The organism is Bacteroides bouchesdurhonensis (assembly GCF_900155865.1).
Lineage (GTDB): Bacteria > Bacteroidota > Bacteroidia > Bacteroidales > Bacteroidaceae > Bacteroides > Bacteroides bouchesdurhonensis.
In genome coordinates this window covers 2,160,050-2,176,176 of record NZ_LT707006.1, presented here as the reverse complement: position 1 = coordinate 2,176,176, position 16,127 = coordinate 2,160,050, and the positions used below count along the sequence as shown (strand labels likewise).

Annotated in this window: 13 protein-coding genes; 3 read left to right on the top strand and 10 right to left on the bottom strand. The window is 39.9% G+C overall.

Annotation, left to right across the window (positions count from 1 at the left end; all coding sequences use genetic code 11):
* Nucleotides 1–10 precede the first annotated feature (10 nt).
* Entirely contained in the window at nt 11–988 is a 978-nt protein-coding gene (locus CZ225_RS08795; protein WP_077153818.1) for a dihydroorotate dehydrogenase-like protein, read from the top strand.
* A gap of 101 nt (nt 989–1,089) precedes the next feature.
* Here CZ225_RS08795 and CZ225_RS08790 read toward each other — a convergent pair whose 3' ends face one another.
* Entirely contained in the window at nt 1,090–2,415 is a 1,326-nt protein-coding gene (locus CZ225_RS08790; RefSeq protein ID WP_077153817.1) for a PhoH family protein, read from the bottom strand.
* 131 nt (nt 2,416–2,546) lie between these two features.
* On the opposite strand from CZ225_RS08790, the gene CZ225_RS08785 reads away from it, so the two are divergent.
* Nucleotides 2,547–3,998, top strand: a complete 1,452-nt coding sequence (locus CZ225_RS08785) for a bifunctional folylpolyglutamate synthase/dihydrofolate synthase (RefSeq protein WP_077153816.1) — start codon at nt 2,547–2,549, stop codon at nt 3,996–3,998.
* On the opposite strand, the gene CZ225_RS08780 is transcribed toward CZ225_RS08785, so the two are convergent.
* From CZ225_RS08780 to dnaN, 7 genes are all read right to left on the bottom strand, one after another.
* Entirely contained in the window at nt 3,966–4,340 is a 375-nt protein-coding gene (locus CZ225_RS08780; RefSeq protein WP_077153815.1) for a RidA family protein, read from the bottom strand. The two genes, CZ225_RS08785 and CZ225_RS08780, sit on opposite strands and share 33 nt — an antisense overlap.
* A 1,397-nt stretch (nt 4,341–5,737) precedes the next feature.
* The gene (locus CZ225_RS08770) at nt 5,738–7,447 is read right to left on the bottom strand and encodes a serine protease (protein ID WP_077153814.1); all 1,710 of its coding nucleotides are present in this window, start codon (nt 7,445–7,447) and stop codon (nt 5,738–5,740) included.
* Nucleotide 7,448: 1 nt separating this feature from the next.
* Nucleotides 7,449–8,192 carry a 23S rRNA (guanosine(2251)-2'-O)-methyltransferase RlmB gene (gene rlmB, locus CZ225_RS08765; protein ID WP_077153813.1) on the bottom strand — a complete coding sequence of 248 codons (744 nt, stop codon included), beginning with the start codon at nt 8,190–8,192 and terminating at the stop codon, nt 7,449–7,451.
* A 41-nt stretch (nt 8,193–8,233) separates the two neighbouring features.
* On the bottom strand, nt 8,234–9,895 hold the full coding sequence (gene recN / locus CZ225_RS08760; protein WP_077153812.1) for a DNA repair protein RecN: 1,662 nt from the start codon (nt 9,893–9,895) through the stop codon (nt 8,234–8,236).
* 24 nt (nt 9,896–9,919) lie between these two features.
* Nucleotides 9,920–11,128 carry a bifunctional phosphopantothenoylcysteine decarboxylase/phosphopantothenate--cysteine ligase CoaBC gene (gene coaBC / locus CZ225_RS08755; RefSeq protein ID WP_077153811.1) on the bottom strand — a complete coding sequence of 403 codons (1,209 nt, stop codon included), beginning with the start codon at nt 11,126–11,128 and terminating at the stop codon, nt 9,920–9,922.
* Nucleotides 11,128–11,907 carry a 3'-5' exonuclease gene (locus tag CZ225_RS08750; RefSeq protein WP_077153810.1) on the bottom strand — a complete coding sequence of 260 codons (780 nt, stop codon included), beginning with the start codon at nt 11,905–11,907 and terminating at the stop codon, nt 11,128–11,130. Before CZ225_RS08750 ends, coaBC begins: the two co-directional genes overlap by 1 nt.
* Nucleotides 11,908–11,912: 5 nt before the next feature.
* On the bottom strand, nt 11,913–13,037 hold the full coding sequence (gene dnaN / locus CZ225_RS08745; RefSeq protein ID WP_077153809.1) for a DNA polymerase III subunit beta: 1,125 nt from the start codon (nt 13,035–13,037) through the stop codon (nt 11,913–11,915).
* A 152-nt stretch (nt 13,038–13,189) separates the two neighbouring features.
* Here dnaN and CZ225_RS08740 point away from each other — a divergent pair, with 152 nt between their 5' ends.
* Entirely contained in the window at nt 13,190–13,564 is a 375-nt protein-coding gene (locus CZ225_RS08740) for a DUF3127 domain-containing protein (protein WP_077155760.1), read from the top strand.
* A gap of 123 nt (nt 13,565–13,687) precedes the next feature.
* On the opposite strand, the gene CZ225_RS08735 is transcribed toward CZ225_RS08740, so the two are convergent.
* Entirely contained in the window at nt 13,688–15,265 is a 1,578-nt protein-coding gene (locus tag CZ225_RS08735; RefSeq protein ID WP_077153808.1) for a DUF3352 domain-containing protein, read from the bottom strand.
* 83 nt (nt 15,266–15,348) lie between these two features.
* Nucleotides 15,349–16,107, bottom strand: coding sequence for an MBL fold metallo-hydrolase (locus tag CZ225_RS08730; protein ID WP_077153807.1), 759 nt, complete (start codon nt 16,105–16,107; stop codon nt 15,349–15,351).
* Nucleotides 16,108–16,127 lie beyond the last annotated feature (20 nt).

The window sequence follows — 16,127 nt, the reverse complement described above, 5'->3', positions numbered from 1 at the left end:
CATAAATACCATGGCCGATTTAAAAACTACTTTTGCAGGGCTTTCCCTTAGAAACCCTATTGTTATTGGTAGCTCGGGGCTAACCAACAGTGCCGGCAAAAATAAAAGACTAGCCGATGCCGGCGCAGGTGCTATCGTACTGAAATCACTTTTCGAAGAACAAATTCTGATGGAAGCAGATCAGTTGAAAGATCCCGCTTACTATCCGGAAGGCAGTGATTATTTAGAAGAATACATCCGCGAACATAAGTTATCTGAATATCTGGCTTTGATCAAAGAAAGCAAAGAAGTCTGCTCCGTTCCAATCATTGCCAGCATTAATTGCTATACAGATTCCGAATGGATCGACTTTGCCAAACACATTGAGGCGGCAGGTGCCGACGCTTTGGAAATCAATATACTGGCTTTACAATCGGATGTACAATACACATACGGCTCATTTGAACAACGCCATATCGATATTTTATCTCACATCAAAAAGACAATCAAGATTCCGGTAATCATGAAGTTGGGTGACAACTTAAGTAATCCTGTGGCATTAATCAATCAATTATATGCAAACGGTGCAGCTGCAGTTGTTCTCTTCAACCGTTTTTATCAACCGGATATCAATATCGAGAAAATGGAGCATACATCTGGTGAAATATTCAGTACAGCCTCAGCTCTTTCCACCCCACTTCGTTGGATTGGAATTGCCTCTTCTGTAGTAGACAAGATCGATTATGCAGCCTCCGGAGGGGTAGCAGAGCCGGAATCCGTTGTTAAAGCAATCCTCGCCGGTGCGTCAGCTGTGGAAGTTTGCAGTGCCATCTACCAGAATACCAATACGTTTATCGGAGAAGCTACACGCTTCCTCAATACATGGATGGACCGGAAAGGATTTGAGACAATTGCCCAATTCAAAGGAAAACTGAACGCCAAAGATGTACAAGGCATCAATACATTCGAACGCACTCAATTCTTAAAATACTTCGGAAAGAAAGAATAAATTTTGAAAGAAGAACTATAAATGAAGAATGAAGAATTGCTATGCAGCATTATAGTGCTAGCCAATTCTTCATTCTTCGTTTTTAAGTTTTTATTTTTAAATTACAGCAGGTTGCTTGCTAATTCACTAAGCTCGCTTCGCTCACCTTTCACAAGATTGACGTGCGCAAAGATGTTTTGATCCTTCATACGGTCAATCATGTAAACCAGACCATTGGATTGACTATCCAGATAGGGCTGGTCAATTTGCTGTATATCACCGGTGAACACCATTTTCGTACCTTCTCCGGCACGTGTGATAATAGTTTTTATTTCGTTCGGAGTCAAGTTCTGAGCTTCATCGATAATACAATACATTTCACTTAAGCTTCGTCCCCGGATAAAGGCTAATGCCTCAATAACCAGCTGCTCACTCTTCTGCATATCCTCAATCCGCTTCACTTCACTTGAATTAGAAGCAAACTGACGTTTAATCACATTTAAATTATCAAATAAAGGTTGCATATAAGGAGCCACCTTTTCCTGGGCATCACCCGGAAGGAAGCCTATATCCTTATTAGAAAGAGCCACTACGGGACGAGCTAACAAAATCTGTTTGTATTCCGTCAATTTTCCTAAAGCTGCGGCAAGGGCCAATAAAGTCTTACCAGTTCCTGCTTTTCCCGTCAGTGCTACCAACTTTACGTTCGGATCATTCAAAATCTCAAAAGCAAAACTTTGTTCGGCATTACGTGGTTCAATCCCATAGTTACGTGCTTTCGTTACTCGAGTAATGGTATGTGTAAAAGGATTATATCGCGCTAATACGCTATTTCTGTCACTCTTTAGAACAAAACATTCATTAGGATGAATTAAGTCTTTAAAATCAAACTCTCCCAGATCAATTCCCTCTTTCGAAGAATAAATACGGTCGATCAATGCAGGATCTATATTATCAAATATCTCATTCGACTTTTCAAAGACATCCACATTGAGTACCTTATCCGTAATATAATCTTCGCAAAGAATGCCAATAGAACGCGCTTTCATACGCAGATTTACATCTTTTGTCACCAAGATCGTCTTTACTTTCGGATTCTTTGCTGCCAGGCTTTCGGCTACCGCCAGAATCAAATGGTCCGGCTTCTTTACAGGAAACGATTCTTGTACTTTAGGAGCCTCCACAAGTCCGGTCACAACAAATAACCGCCCCAAGCCTTCCCCCAATTTCACTCCTTTAGAGAAAAGATCATCATCGGTCAATGTATCCAGTTCACGAACAAACTCACGAGCATTATAATTTATTTGCTCATTTCCTTTTTTGAACTTATCCAGTTCTTCCAATACAACAATAGGGAGATAAATATCATTTTCTTGAAAGTTCTTCAAACAATTATAGTCGTGAAGAATAACATTCGTGTCTAATACAAAATTTTTCTTGGTTCCCATGATTTCTTAGATTTTAATGTTGATATTTGCAATCTCATTCATCAATCACTTGTGTAATGGCTGATTGATGGTTCTAAAGATAAACAAATAAACGGGCAAAAAAGATTGTCCTGAGTTAAATATTATAAAACATGGATTATCAGAACACTTTAAAGTACTTATATGAGAGTGTACCTATGTTTCAACAGATAGGAGAAAAAGCATATAAGCCGGGATTAGAGACTACCCACAAGTTAGATGAGTATTTCGGACACCCACACCAACAATTTAAAACTATTCATATTGCCGGAACTAACGGCAAAGGTTCCTGTTCGCACACCATTGCGGCAGTTCTACAATCTGCCGGTTACCGGGTTGGTTTGTTCACCTCACCTCATCTGATTGATTTCCGCGAGCGTATCCGTATTAACGGAGAAATGATACCGGAGGAATACGTAGTTCGTTTTGTAGAAGAACACCGGTCTTTCTTCGAACCTTTGCATCCTTCATTCTTTGAGCTGACTACTGCCATGGCCTTCCGCTATTTTGCCGATCAGAAAGTAGACGTAGCCGTTATTGAGGTTGGCATGGGAGGAAGATTGGATTGCACTAATATCATTCAGCCTGATTTATGTATTATCACCAACATCAGCTTCGATCATACGCAATATCTTGGAAATACATTGCTTAAAATAGCCAAGGAAAAAGCAGGTATTATCAAGCACAAGACTCCGATAATCATCGGTAATGCAGAAGGATCGGTGAAACGTGTCTTCACACTAAAGGCAAAAGAAATGGAAGCTCCTATTTTTTATGCGAAAGAACTGAGAAAGAAAAATAGCCATTATACGCTAATGGGTGTCGATGATCTGCGAAAAGTCAGACGGTTACTGGAAATTATCACACAAAGTGATAATGCATCAGAATATGGATATTTCGCTATGCTTTATCCTGATGAATGTTTCCATACCCTCAACAGATTAATCGACCATAGGAAAACAGTATTTGCTTATCAAAGTATAGATTACGTAGTCGGGATTTTCTATGAATTAACCGGTAATTGCCAAACAGAAAACATGCAGACCATCTTATGTGCGCTGGATGTACTCAAAAAGCTGGGATACAATTTGAAGCCCAAGGATTATTACCAAGGATTGGCCAATGTGTGCGAAATGACAGGTTTGATGGGACGCTGGCAAAAACTGCAATCGTATCCGGATCTTATCTGCGATACAGGACATAATGAGGATGGCATTCGATACATCTGCGAACAGCTTGAAACAATTCATCAAGAACAACATAAGAATATTCACATCGTTTTCGGTATGGTCAATGACAAGGATATCAGTAGTGTGCTGAAATTATTGCCCAAAGATGCTACATACTATTTTACCAAAGCGAGTGTGAAACGTGCCCTACCGGAAAACGAATTGATGAAGATGGCTACCGAAGCCGGTCTAAAAGGTAGCTCTTATCCTACTGTTGTGGAGGCAGTACGGGCAGCAAAAGAAAACTGCCCCCCGGAAGACTTTATCTTTGTGGGAGGCAGCAGTTTTATTGTAGCAGATCTGTTAGCGAACCGCGATACACTCAATCTCCACTAATGCATCCTTCGGCAATGCCTTTACGGCAACAGCCGAACGTGCCGGAAACGCTCCATCGAAATAAGTAGCATATACGCCATTCATTCCGGCAAACAAAGACATATCTTGGAGGAACACGGTTGTCTTAACGATGTCAGCCATCGTCAATCCAGCTTCTTCCAAGATATGTTTTATATTTTCTAATGACTGGCGTGCCTGTCCTTCTATATCTTCTGCCATCTGTCCTGATACGGCATCAATCGGCAACTGTCCGGAAACAAATACCATTCCATTAGCCTCAATAGCTTGGCTATAGGGACCGATAGCTCCGGGAGCTTTCTCACTGCAAATTACTTTTTTCATAACTACTCTTTTTTCTGTTTATCAGTTTTCCATTTACTATAAAAAATAGTGTCGAGCAAAAGTAATATAGTTCAAGGAATATATAAAGTTTTTAGGAGAAAGTTTTTAAATCCTTTTTCTTTTATACCCAGATTCCGTCCCATTGCATAACAATAACTCATTCTTCCGGTTGTCCACTCCTATGAGAAACCGGAAAGCGATCCTGCCTGCAAAGACGAAGGTCGCTTGTGCTATTTTACTTATTCCCCCAACGGAAAGAAAGAGTTTGAATGCCTCCTTTTGTCCTACATTTTTTAAAACTGCCAGTTCTCGGAAGGCGATACAACGACCTGTTCAAACCGGTTTGAGGAGCCCGAAAAGGCAATATATCCCAAAATCCGTATTACGTAGGATTATAGACTTCTTTTAAGGAAACGTTTTTACATTCAAAGGAGCAATATCAATATTACACGCTGGTTATCAATATATTATCAGCAAGCATGCCACTTTATATTTCACTATTTCTCCTTCCACTCAAAACGACAAAACGACAAAAACGACATATGACGTTATTCCGAGAGAGAAGGAAGCAGACAAAAAATATTAGCAAGGCAAAGAATATCGAAAAAGCCCCCTAATTTTCCACAAAGCATGTAAAAAAATCCTCCTAATTTTCCAAAGTGATATATCCTTGAAAACAATACACTATTCATTTCCATACTGTCATCACCGCTTGGGCAGAAAGGCACTTACCTAAATATCCTGATATAAGAAGAATATTTATCAATCAAATTTATGATACATCTACTACCAATAACGCTATCAAAGCCGACGTAAATTACGGATTAGTTTCTCGCAAAATAAACAGGTTACATAAGCCACTTAATACTATGATAATCAAATACATATATCATATTTTATATAGAAAGCGAATGGCAAATAGCGTCATATGTCGTTTTTGTCGTTTTGTCGTTTTGAACACACTAGAAAAACATTGGGAAGTTAAAAAAAAACTTTTCAATGATTGAATTCAAACATTGGGAAGATTGAAGACAAACTTCCCAATGTTTTTATTTTCCTTCGCTACGTCTATGTATGTCATTGTACCTCCTATAAATAATCCGGTATTCATTATATAAAAATAAGCTAGTCATTTAAAGCGTAAAATCGTATGTGTATGAAACAGCAAACCTGAAAAAAAAAGTTGTATGCGATGCAGTATCTGAAGTTTTTCTGCATTTAATCTATAAAAGGAATAAGAAATCAGACCTATTTATCATATTAAGACCTAAAACCTGAACTTTATGAATGGGGAGAATGAGGAGAGAGAGAAAGAGTTATGAGTTCCCCCTAAATGAGAGCCCCTACTAACTTTTCCAGCTAGTAGGGGCTCAATCTATTATGCAAATATATTCCGGCTATTTACAATATTTTTCGATAAGTGTATCGACATTCTGATCGCCTAGCTCTTTTGCTTTCTTAAAATCGATACAAGCATCATCAGTCTTTTTCAATTGTGCCTTACAAAGTCCACGCAAACGATATGCTTCTCCATATTTGGGATCTTCATTTATGACCTTATCTAATATCTGTATTGCTTCATCATAACGCCCCACACGCAGATTAACCACAGCATGTTCAGTTTGATAATTTAAGTCTTTCGGACTCAGTTCAATTGCTTTGGCAATATCGTCCAATGCACGTTGGTATTGGCGGGACTTCAAAGCTGCCTGTTCACGATAATAATAGAAAACATCATTAACATTACCATTCACTGCCTTAAAATACTCATCATAATCCAAAAGTGCCTTTCTGGGTTCCTCCGCATTCATATTCATTTGAGCACGTTCCAAAACATAAGGAGCATAGTCAGCGGTAAGTGGTTTAGGGCAACGGGTAACACAACTATCCATTAACGCCAAGACTTCTTTCGGGTCAGCTTTCATTAACTCTTTTGTTTTAGCAGCATTATAATATGTAGCAGGTGAAGCAAGATTGCTGGCATTTACTTTTTCATAGCTAGCCAACGCACCGGCATAGTCTTGTTTAGCAAAAAGAATATCACCTTCCAACTGCGTATACACAGGTTGAGGATCTAATTCTATTGCTTTACGGACATTAGCCAATGCAGTATCGTAAGTCCAATCCTTATAAGTCTTTTCAGGCTTTTCTAGCTGATAGGCATACATAATTTTGGCAATGCTATAATAGGCATCTTCCTTTTTCTGAGCAATCTTCAACGCTTGCTCTAAGTCAGCTGCCGCTTTATCAAGCATCGTTTCATCACCTTTGGCATTGGCTATATTATAACCGGCCCGACGATAATAACCTTCAGTATTGTTAGGGAACTGTGTGATGAATTCATCCAATACTTTTAAGTATTCTTCTCCAGGCAATTGAGTCGCAGTCATATAGAGATAAACTAATGCTTGTTCTTCCTCCTCAGGAAGCCCTTTTCGAATACCAATACTCTTCAAAGTCGCATCTCCCAATGAAAGAGCACTCATCTTCTGAGACATAGCAAATCCTACTCCCACAGCATAACAAGTATTCACAGAATCAGCACTGGAAGACTTCTGCGATATTCCGAAGACCTGCCCTTCCGAATTCATCACCGGACAACTTACCATTTTATCCTTCATCGGCATACCCAATTTATAATAATGGTATTCACCCGCTATTTTAGATACATCTTTTACTTTACCGGATTCACAAGCTATGCTCTTCTGCGTAGAATAAGGCAACATCCATGCAGCAGATTCGACTGCCGGAACAGTAGTAGCCACTGTCAATGCGGGAACTTTTTTCTCAGTGATTGCAACACGGAATTTAATAACATCGTACATATCATTAGCCCCCAAAATAACATTTACCGGCATTTCTTTTCCATCCGGAGTAATGATCACTGCACGTTGAGCCCCTTTAAAAAGGGTATAATCTGAAAGAGCCAATCCATCTTCGGATACAAAAAATCCATTTCCGGTATTTAGCATCTTATCATTCTTGTCGTATGTCACTATAGAAAAGACTGCACGTTTCGCCTTCTCTACCCATTTCGGAGTTACTTGCGCCATGCTTCCCTGAATCAGGCAAACGAACACTAAAGGTAGGATTAAAATCTTCTTCATATCAGTCGTTATTTCTTTGTTTTACAGCTTCATATATAAGTATTCCGGCAGCTACGGAAACATTCAGTGATTCGATCGTTCCTAACATTGGAATTTTTACCCATTCGTCGCAAAGTGCCAGGTTATCATATGAGACTCCTGTATCTTCCGCACCCATGATGATGCAAAGAGGACCTGTGTAGCTAGCTTTCGAATAATCATAATCACCTTTTTCAGTGGCTGCTATAATACGAAATCCACTATCTTTCAGATATTGTAAAGTGTTCCGGAGACTCTGTTCGCGACAAACAGGTAAAGTATGCAACGCCCCTGCCGATGTCTTCATCGCATCGGCATTCACTGATACACTGCCCCGTGCCGGAATAATTACTGCATCAACGGCAGCGCATTCACAAGTACGGGCAATCGCACCAAAATTACGAACATCAGTCACACCGTCCAGCATCACGAAAAAAGGATTTTTTCCTTGTTCGAACAAGAACGGAACCAAATCTTCGGTTTTCTGATAGGTTACGGAAGAAATGAAAGCGATTACTCCCTGATGGTTCTTACGGGTAATACGATTGATACGTTCCACCGGTACACGTTGTACAGGTATCAACGTCCCTTTCAAGGCTGCAAAAAGTTCCTTGGAAAGATCGCTTTGAATATCTTTCTTTACCAGAATCTTATCGATCTCTTTCCCCGCCTGAATAGCTTCTATCACGGCACGAACACCGAAAATCATTTCACTTTTATCGAGCATGCTATCTATTTACTTATTATTTATCTTGGTTATTTCTATTTTTAATTGCGTGTCAGAAGGGATTTAGCATTACTTAGTGCTGCTTCTGTCAACGTAGCACCACTCAGCATATGAGCAATCTCTTCTACCCTTTCTTCATTAGTCAAACGACGGATATGACTGTTTGTCTCCGTATCGCTGTCTTTCTTATATACTTTATAATGAGCACGACCCCGAGCAGCAATTTGCGGCAAGTGAGTTATGCTGATAACCTGCCGGTTAGAATCTCCCATTTCCTGCATCATGTCTGCCATACGATCGGCAATCTCACCGGAAACCCCGGTATCTATCTCATCAAATACAATAGTAGGAAGTTTCACCGCCCCGGCAATCATTGCTTTTATCGAAAGCATGACACGAGCTATTTCACCTCCTGAAGCTACCGACGAAATACTTTGCAACATTCCATTCTTATTAGCGGAAAACAAGAAATTGACCGTGTCCTCTCCTTGCATTCCGGGTTCTTTCTTCAATCCCATTTCCACTTGAAAGCGGACATTGGGCATTCCCAATGGAATCAGGCGGGCAGCAAGTTGCTTTTCCACTTCACGAGCAGCAGTAGCACGTGCCTTAGTCAGTACTTCGGCCTGCTTTTTCACCTTTTTAAACTGTGCTTCCTTACGTATGGTCAATTCGGCAATTCGTTCGTCATAGGAAGTGATTGCGGAGAGTTTATCCCGATATTCATTTGTCAAAGTGATTAATTCTCCTACAGTCTGTACCCGGTGCTTCTGTTGCAATGAATAGATCAGATTCAAGCGATCGTTTACTTCGTCCAATCTGGCAGGATTAAATTCCACAGATTCTCCTTGTGAAGAAACTTCCTGCGATATATCCTTTAATTCAATGTATGTGCTTTCTACTCGTTGAGCTAGTTCTCCGGCTGGCTGATACACTTTTTGAAGAGTATTCAGCGTGTTCAGACTATCTTTCAGATAAGAAAGCAACCCACCCTCATCAGATGCAAAAGCTTGCTCGACTCGGTATAATCCAGCTTTAATTTCTTCAGCATGACTCAATGTCTCCGCTTCTTGCTCTAACTCTTCCTGTTCACCTTCGGATAAATTGGCTTCTTCCAATTGCTCCAATTGGAAACGAATATAATCTTCATCCGCCCTGCTCTGCTCTGCCAATGCCACTAATTCTGACAATCCACGTTCTGTCTGACGCCATTCATTGTATAATGAGCAGTACTCCTCCAATGCTACATCATTATGCGCAAGAATATCAAGTACATTTAATTGGAAACCTTCTTTGTTAAGTAACAGATTCTGATGTTGTGAATGAACATCAATCAGCTGTTCACCTAACTCCTTCACTTGAACCAAGGAAGCAGGCGTATCGTTGATAAAAGCACGGCTCTTTCCGGACGACTGCACTTCACGCCGAAGTATGCACTCTGTATCATATTCAAGTTCATTTTCTTCAAAAAACGGACGCATATTATAAGCAGAAATGTCAAAACGTGCTTCTATTATGCATTTTGAAGCTCCTTGGCGAATGGCTTTCACATCGGCACGCTGACCAAGCAGCAGACCGATAGCTCCCAAGATAATTGATTTGCCAGCTCCCGTCTCACCCGTAATAACGGAGAACCCTGTTTCAAAACTGATATCCAGTTTTTCTATTAACGCGTAATTCTGAATGTATAATGAACGTAACACTTTCTTCGAATTATGAATTGTAATTTATGAATTTGGAGACAGTGATAACACTAAACGATCGACGATATCCTGTGCAACCTCTGTTTTAGGTTTCAACGGATAATCGGTACGACCTTTCCGATCAATGATACTAATTTTATTTGTATCATGACGAAAACCCGCTCCCGCATCGTTAAGAGAATTCAAGACTATAAAGTCAAAATTCTTACGTTCGAGCTTACCTTCGGCATTCTGTTGCTCGTTGTTGGTTTCGAGAGCAAACCCTATTAATAACTGCCCCTTTTGCTTGAGTGATCCTAAATTAGCTGCAATGTCTTGTGTAGCCCGAAGCTGTAAAGTCAGTCCTTCATCTTTTTCCCGCTTGATCTTCTTATCGGCTACTGTCTCCGGACGGAAATCAGCTACTGCCGCACAAAGAATTCCTGCATCAGAATCCGGATAATACATTTGTGCAGCCACAAACATTTCCTGAGCTGATTCTACATCAATACGATGAATATTTGAATGCTGCGTTTTCAACTGAACAGGTCCGGCAATCAATGTTACTTTTGCTCCACGCCGGGCACATTCTTCTGCCAGAGCAAATCCCATTTTTCCCGAAGAATAATTGCCAATAAAACGAACCGGATCAATCTTTTCATAAGTAGGCCCAGCTGTTATCATGATTTTCTTTCCCTGTAAATCCGAATTTGTAGAGAAGAATTCATCCAATATACGAACGATATTTTCCGGCTCCTCCATACGTCCTTTACCTACCAAATGACTGGCAAGTTCACCTGTCGCCGGTTCGATGATATGATTACCATAGGAACGCAATATATCCAAATTCTTTTGAGTAGAAGGATGGGCATACATATCAAGATCCATAGCCGGAGCTACAAATACCGGAGCTTTTGCTGAAAGATAAGTGGTGATCAGCATGTTATCTGCTATCCCATTAGCCATTTTCCCAATAGTGGAAGCTGTGGCAGGAGCAATCAACATAGCATCCGCCCATAATCCCAGATCAACATGGCTATTCCAAGTACCATCCCGTTGAGCAAAAAACTCACTAATAACAGGTTTGCCGGTCAGTGCCGAAAGAGTAATAGGCGTAATAAATTCTTTTCCCGCCGGAGTGATAACAACTTGTACTTCTGCTCCACACTTTATCAATCCACGAATAATATAACAGGCTTTGTAAGCCGCGATGCTACCGGTAATTCCAAGAACTATTTTTTTTCCTTTCAACATTATTTTGTAATCAGGTTACTCATTTCACGCAAACGAATTTTAGTTAGTACTGCTTTCGTATTCAACGTGAAATCACTATTCAAAATCCAACTGTAATATCCAGGATCTTTCCTCAATACTTCAGCAACGGACATACCTTTATATTTCCCAAAGTTAAATACTTCAACTCCGTTATCGTCATATACCATTCGTCCGGCAAAGTCTACATTCTTAGTATAACTTGAATAGTCAGCTAAAAAGGCAATGTCATTTTTGAGTTCCGAATAACGATCGAGTTGCGCTTTTAATACTTCGTAAGTGGCACGTGTATCGGCTTCGGCAGTATGTGCATCTTCCAGATTCTGCTCGCAATAAAATTTATAAGCAGCAGAAAGAGTGCGTTGCTCCATCTTATGAAATATAACTTGCACATCAACAAATTTGCGCTTAGTCATATCGATATCTACTCCTGCACGAAGGAATTCTTCAGCCAGTACCGGAATATCAAAACGATTGGAATTGAATCCAGCCAAGTCACACCCTTCAATGTCCCTGGCTATATTTTTTGCAACTTCCTTGAAAGTCGGACAATCTACTACATCGGCATCAAATATACCATGTATGGCAGATGAAGCTTCCGGAATGTGCATTTCGGGATTGATACGCATAGTTTTTGATTCTTCATTCCCGTTAGGATAAACTTTTAAATAACAGATTTCAACAATTCTATCTGTATTTATATTAGTTCCGGTTGTCTCTAAATCAAAGAAAACAATAGGATTTTTCAGGTTTAATTTCATTTTAATTAATCATTTAGCATCATCGGCATCAACAACATCAGCAAGTCTTCATTCTCTTCTTGTTCTACCGGAATAATAACTCCGGCACGTGACGGATCTGCAAGTTCTATAATCACTTCTTCTGCTGATATATTATTCAAAATATCAATCAGGAAAGTAGATTTGAATCCTATACTCATCGAAGCTCCTGCATACTGGCAAACTTGTGTCTCTTCTGCAGAAGTGGAAAAGTCGATATCCTGTGCAGAAATCACAATCTGGTTTTCTTGCATACGCAGCTTGATCAAGCTACTTGCCTGCGAAGAGAAAATAGATACACGACGCAAAGCTCCGATCAATTGCTGGCGGTCCACCGTTACTTTATGCGGATTGTTTTGAGGAATAACCGAATTGTAATTCGGATAACGACCTTCAATCAACCGACAAACCATACGGTATCCTTCAAGCATAAATACAGCGTTACGTTCATCAAACTCGATAGTGACTGTACCCTGTTCTTTCGGAAGTAGGTTTTTGAGCAATGTAGCCGGTTTCTTCGGTAATATGAAAGCAGCACGTTCATTACCTTTAGCAGCCAATGTCTTGCAACGTACGAGTTTATGACCATCCGAAGCAACCATTGTAATATCTTCTGTTGTAATATCGAAATAAATACCATTCATTACCGGACGAAGTTCGTCGTCGGCTGTAGCAAAAACAGAACGGTTGATACCCCCCAATAATATATCTGCTTCCATTTCTACCCGGACTGCGTTACCTCCCAATGTAGCCGATTGCGGGAATTCATCCGCGTTCTGCCCCATCAGGCTATATTTTCCGTTTTGATACTGCACTGTGATTTCAAAAGTAGCCGGATTAACTTCAAATGTCAGCGGCTGTTCAGGAATTTCTTTCAGAGCGTCGAGCAAAGTTTTTGCCACTACGGCAAAACATCCGTTTGCATCGCTATCATTCACTTCTACTGTAGTTACCATAGTTGTCTCACTGTCAGAAACAGTCACAGACAATGTTCCATCTTCCAATTGGAAAAGGAAACAATCGAGAATAGGCAGCGCATTCTTAGAGTTAATTACGCGGCTGATAGCCTGTAAATGGCTGGAAAGAGCAGTACTTGAAACGATAAATTTCATATATTTTCGTGTATTTAAGTTTTTATTGTTCTAACGCACAAAGTTAGAAAAAAAGATTCATGTCGCCCAATAAAACAAAAGAAAAAACAAGTTTTATGTACCGGATATTACTAAAAAATCGTAACTTCGCCCCAGAATTTAAATTTATCGCAATGGAATTTACAGGAAAAATTATCGCTATCCTCTCTCCAAGAGGTGGGGTCTCAAAGACTAGCGGAAACGAGTGGAAATCACAAGAGTATGTAATTGAAAACCATGACCAATATCCGCGTAAAATGTGCTTTGACGTATTTGGCGCAGACAAAATCGAGCAATTCAATATTCAGATGGGCGAAGAATTGACCGTATCATTCGATATTGATGCCCGTCAATGGCAAGATAGATGGTTCAACAGTATCCGTGCATGGAAAGTTGAACGCGTCAGCGCAGGTGCAGCTATGCAACCGGGAGTTCCTGTTCCTCCTCCGGCACCATCTGCAACTCCGGATTTCACAACAGGAGATGCGAAAGATGATCTGCCATTCTAAATATCAGACTCATTTTAGAGATTTATATATAAAAACTTTCAGCATTATTTTGTTGGAAGTTTTTTTTATTCACTATATTGCTTTTGTTGAATCTTCATTATATATTAAACTTCGGTTATTTAATTATTCAGTTTTATACTTTAATACAATATTAGGATAAATGACTCCGTCCGCACAGGTAAACTGAACAAAAATCACAAAATTACGAAAGAAATCAGAGTTACGGGAGAAAAAATCCGGAATAAAACGATAATGGTTTCCTGATTGATCAAGCAACTGCCCAAAATCTGCCATTAACATAAAATGATACGAATCGGACAAACTTCCTGTTCCTGCACGATAAACTAATGCGCCATCCAAAACTTCTCCTTTATCCAGTTGTCTGATGTAACGGAATAGGCTATCTTCATCAGGAGCAAGTAACAAACGTCCGCTATAAAATGTAGCATAAATATGTATTGGAGACTCTGAAAAACCCGTCAATTGAGAAAACAATGTTGTAAGAGGCAATTTATAGACCGGATAAGCTTTATCTGGAGAATAATAAAAAGAGATGCGGGAGTTTCTTCGTTCCCCCTCTTCCAATGGAGCTGCTTCTACAAAGGAACGCAGCATTCTTTCTGCTTCTAGCACATCGGTTATGGAAAGTGCCATGACAGCAGCAGGTCCCAATAAAGAGTCTTCACGTTGAAAAAGAAAAGCTACCAAATCTTGACCGGTGTTCTCTATTAGATATCGGGATAGTTCTTTATCACGATCAAGTATCTCTCTGGTTCGGGTAGCAACAGCATATTCCTGCCTCTCACCATAAGCCAATAAGGATGCCCAATCTGTAACACCTTGTCTACTGAGATAAAATGTAGTAGATGGCAATGCATCTCCTGCAAATCCCTTAACAGCTTCCTGCTGACGAAGTGCATTAATAAATGTAAAACATGAATCTACATCATGGCTAATACCGGAAAAATAAATAAAATCGTCTTTTAACTTCATATCAAACTCCGTCCATCCGATCATTCCGTCCATACGGGCATAAATAGTAGCTGTAGAGGTAGTTTTTCTCGGACCGTTTACTTCGATAAAAGTAGAATCAGAAGCTATGGAGTTACCAGTTTTACGGGTATCAATAACTTCTTCAATAAGTTTTTTCTGATAACTGAGAGCTAGAAAATCCGGCGTCAGATAACAAGCCAGAAAGTCGCCATCAGACATTGGATATATATAAATATCTTCGCCTTTATATTTAAATATTTTAAATGGATAGGCAGCAGAAAGATGTTTCTGAACAAACTTATCTACCAGCTTCCGGTCACCATCTCCCAAACGACAATAAAGGACCTGATTATGGTCGTTATCCGGTTGATGGAAACTAATCAGCAATCGATTCATCTGTCGGCTTAATCCATGTGGAGCATCCTCTTGAAGAGAATAAAGATAATCCTTCAAAGAGGAAAAGAGTTTGGATACATGCAAATATTGTTGATTCTTACTGCAAGTCAATTCTTCGATTTCTGCTACCAATTCGGCAGCATCGCCTGTTACAAAAACAGCAGTAGCATTGGATGGCACTAAAGTATACAGATTAAAGTCTTTCCGTACATCAGCAGCTGACAACTTGAAATAGGAGTACAAAGCAAATCCTGTGCACAAAAGTAGCACAGAAGAAGTGATTGCGATTTTCACAATTGTACTAAGTTTCATAATATTCGTTGTTTATCGGCTAGGGGCAAAAATAATAATTTCTACAAAGAAAACAAAACTTTTGCTAAAAAATCCACTCGCAATCAAAGATAGATTTCCTGTCCGTCAAACGCTAGGTGAATATTTTCAGGAAGTTCCTTCTCTACTTTCGCATGCAACCCCATGTCATGACTCATATGTATGAAGTAAGTTTCCTTTGCCCGAATACGCTTTGAGGCAATCAACGCCTGCTCTAAATTTTGGTGAGTAGGATGTGAAGCTATACGAAGCGCGTTCATAACCAAAACATCTACTCCCGCTAATTGTTCATAAGATTCTTCGGGCATAGTTAACATATCAGTGATATATCCTACCTGTCCGATACGATAGCCCAAAATCGGCAAACGTCCATGCATGACACGCAACGGAAGTATCTCTGTTTCATTTAACATAAAAGCTTGCCCAGCAACAACTTCTTGTAAAGGAATATTAGGAACTCCAGGATAACTATGGTCTACAAAACAATAAGGCATACGGGAACGTAATCCATCCGCCACATACTTCTCCGCATAGATAGGCACAGCACCGAATCGGCAGAATGGACGCAAATCATCTAATCCACCGACATGATCATAATGCTCGTGAGTAATAAGCACTCCATCAATCTTCTCAAAAGGCTGATGCAATAATTGGGCTCTAAAATCGGGACCACAATCAATGAGTATACGTGCATCAGTTGTTTCTATGATAGCAGACGCACGCAAGCGGTTATCTTTCGGGTCAACGGAAGTACAAACCGGACATTTACAACCAATTTGAGGGACTCCGGTCGATGTTCCACTTCCAAGTATTCTTATTTTCATTTCTAATGAAGAATTGATAA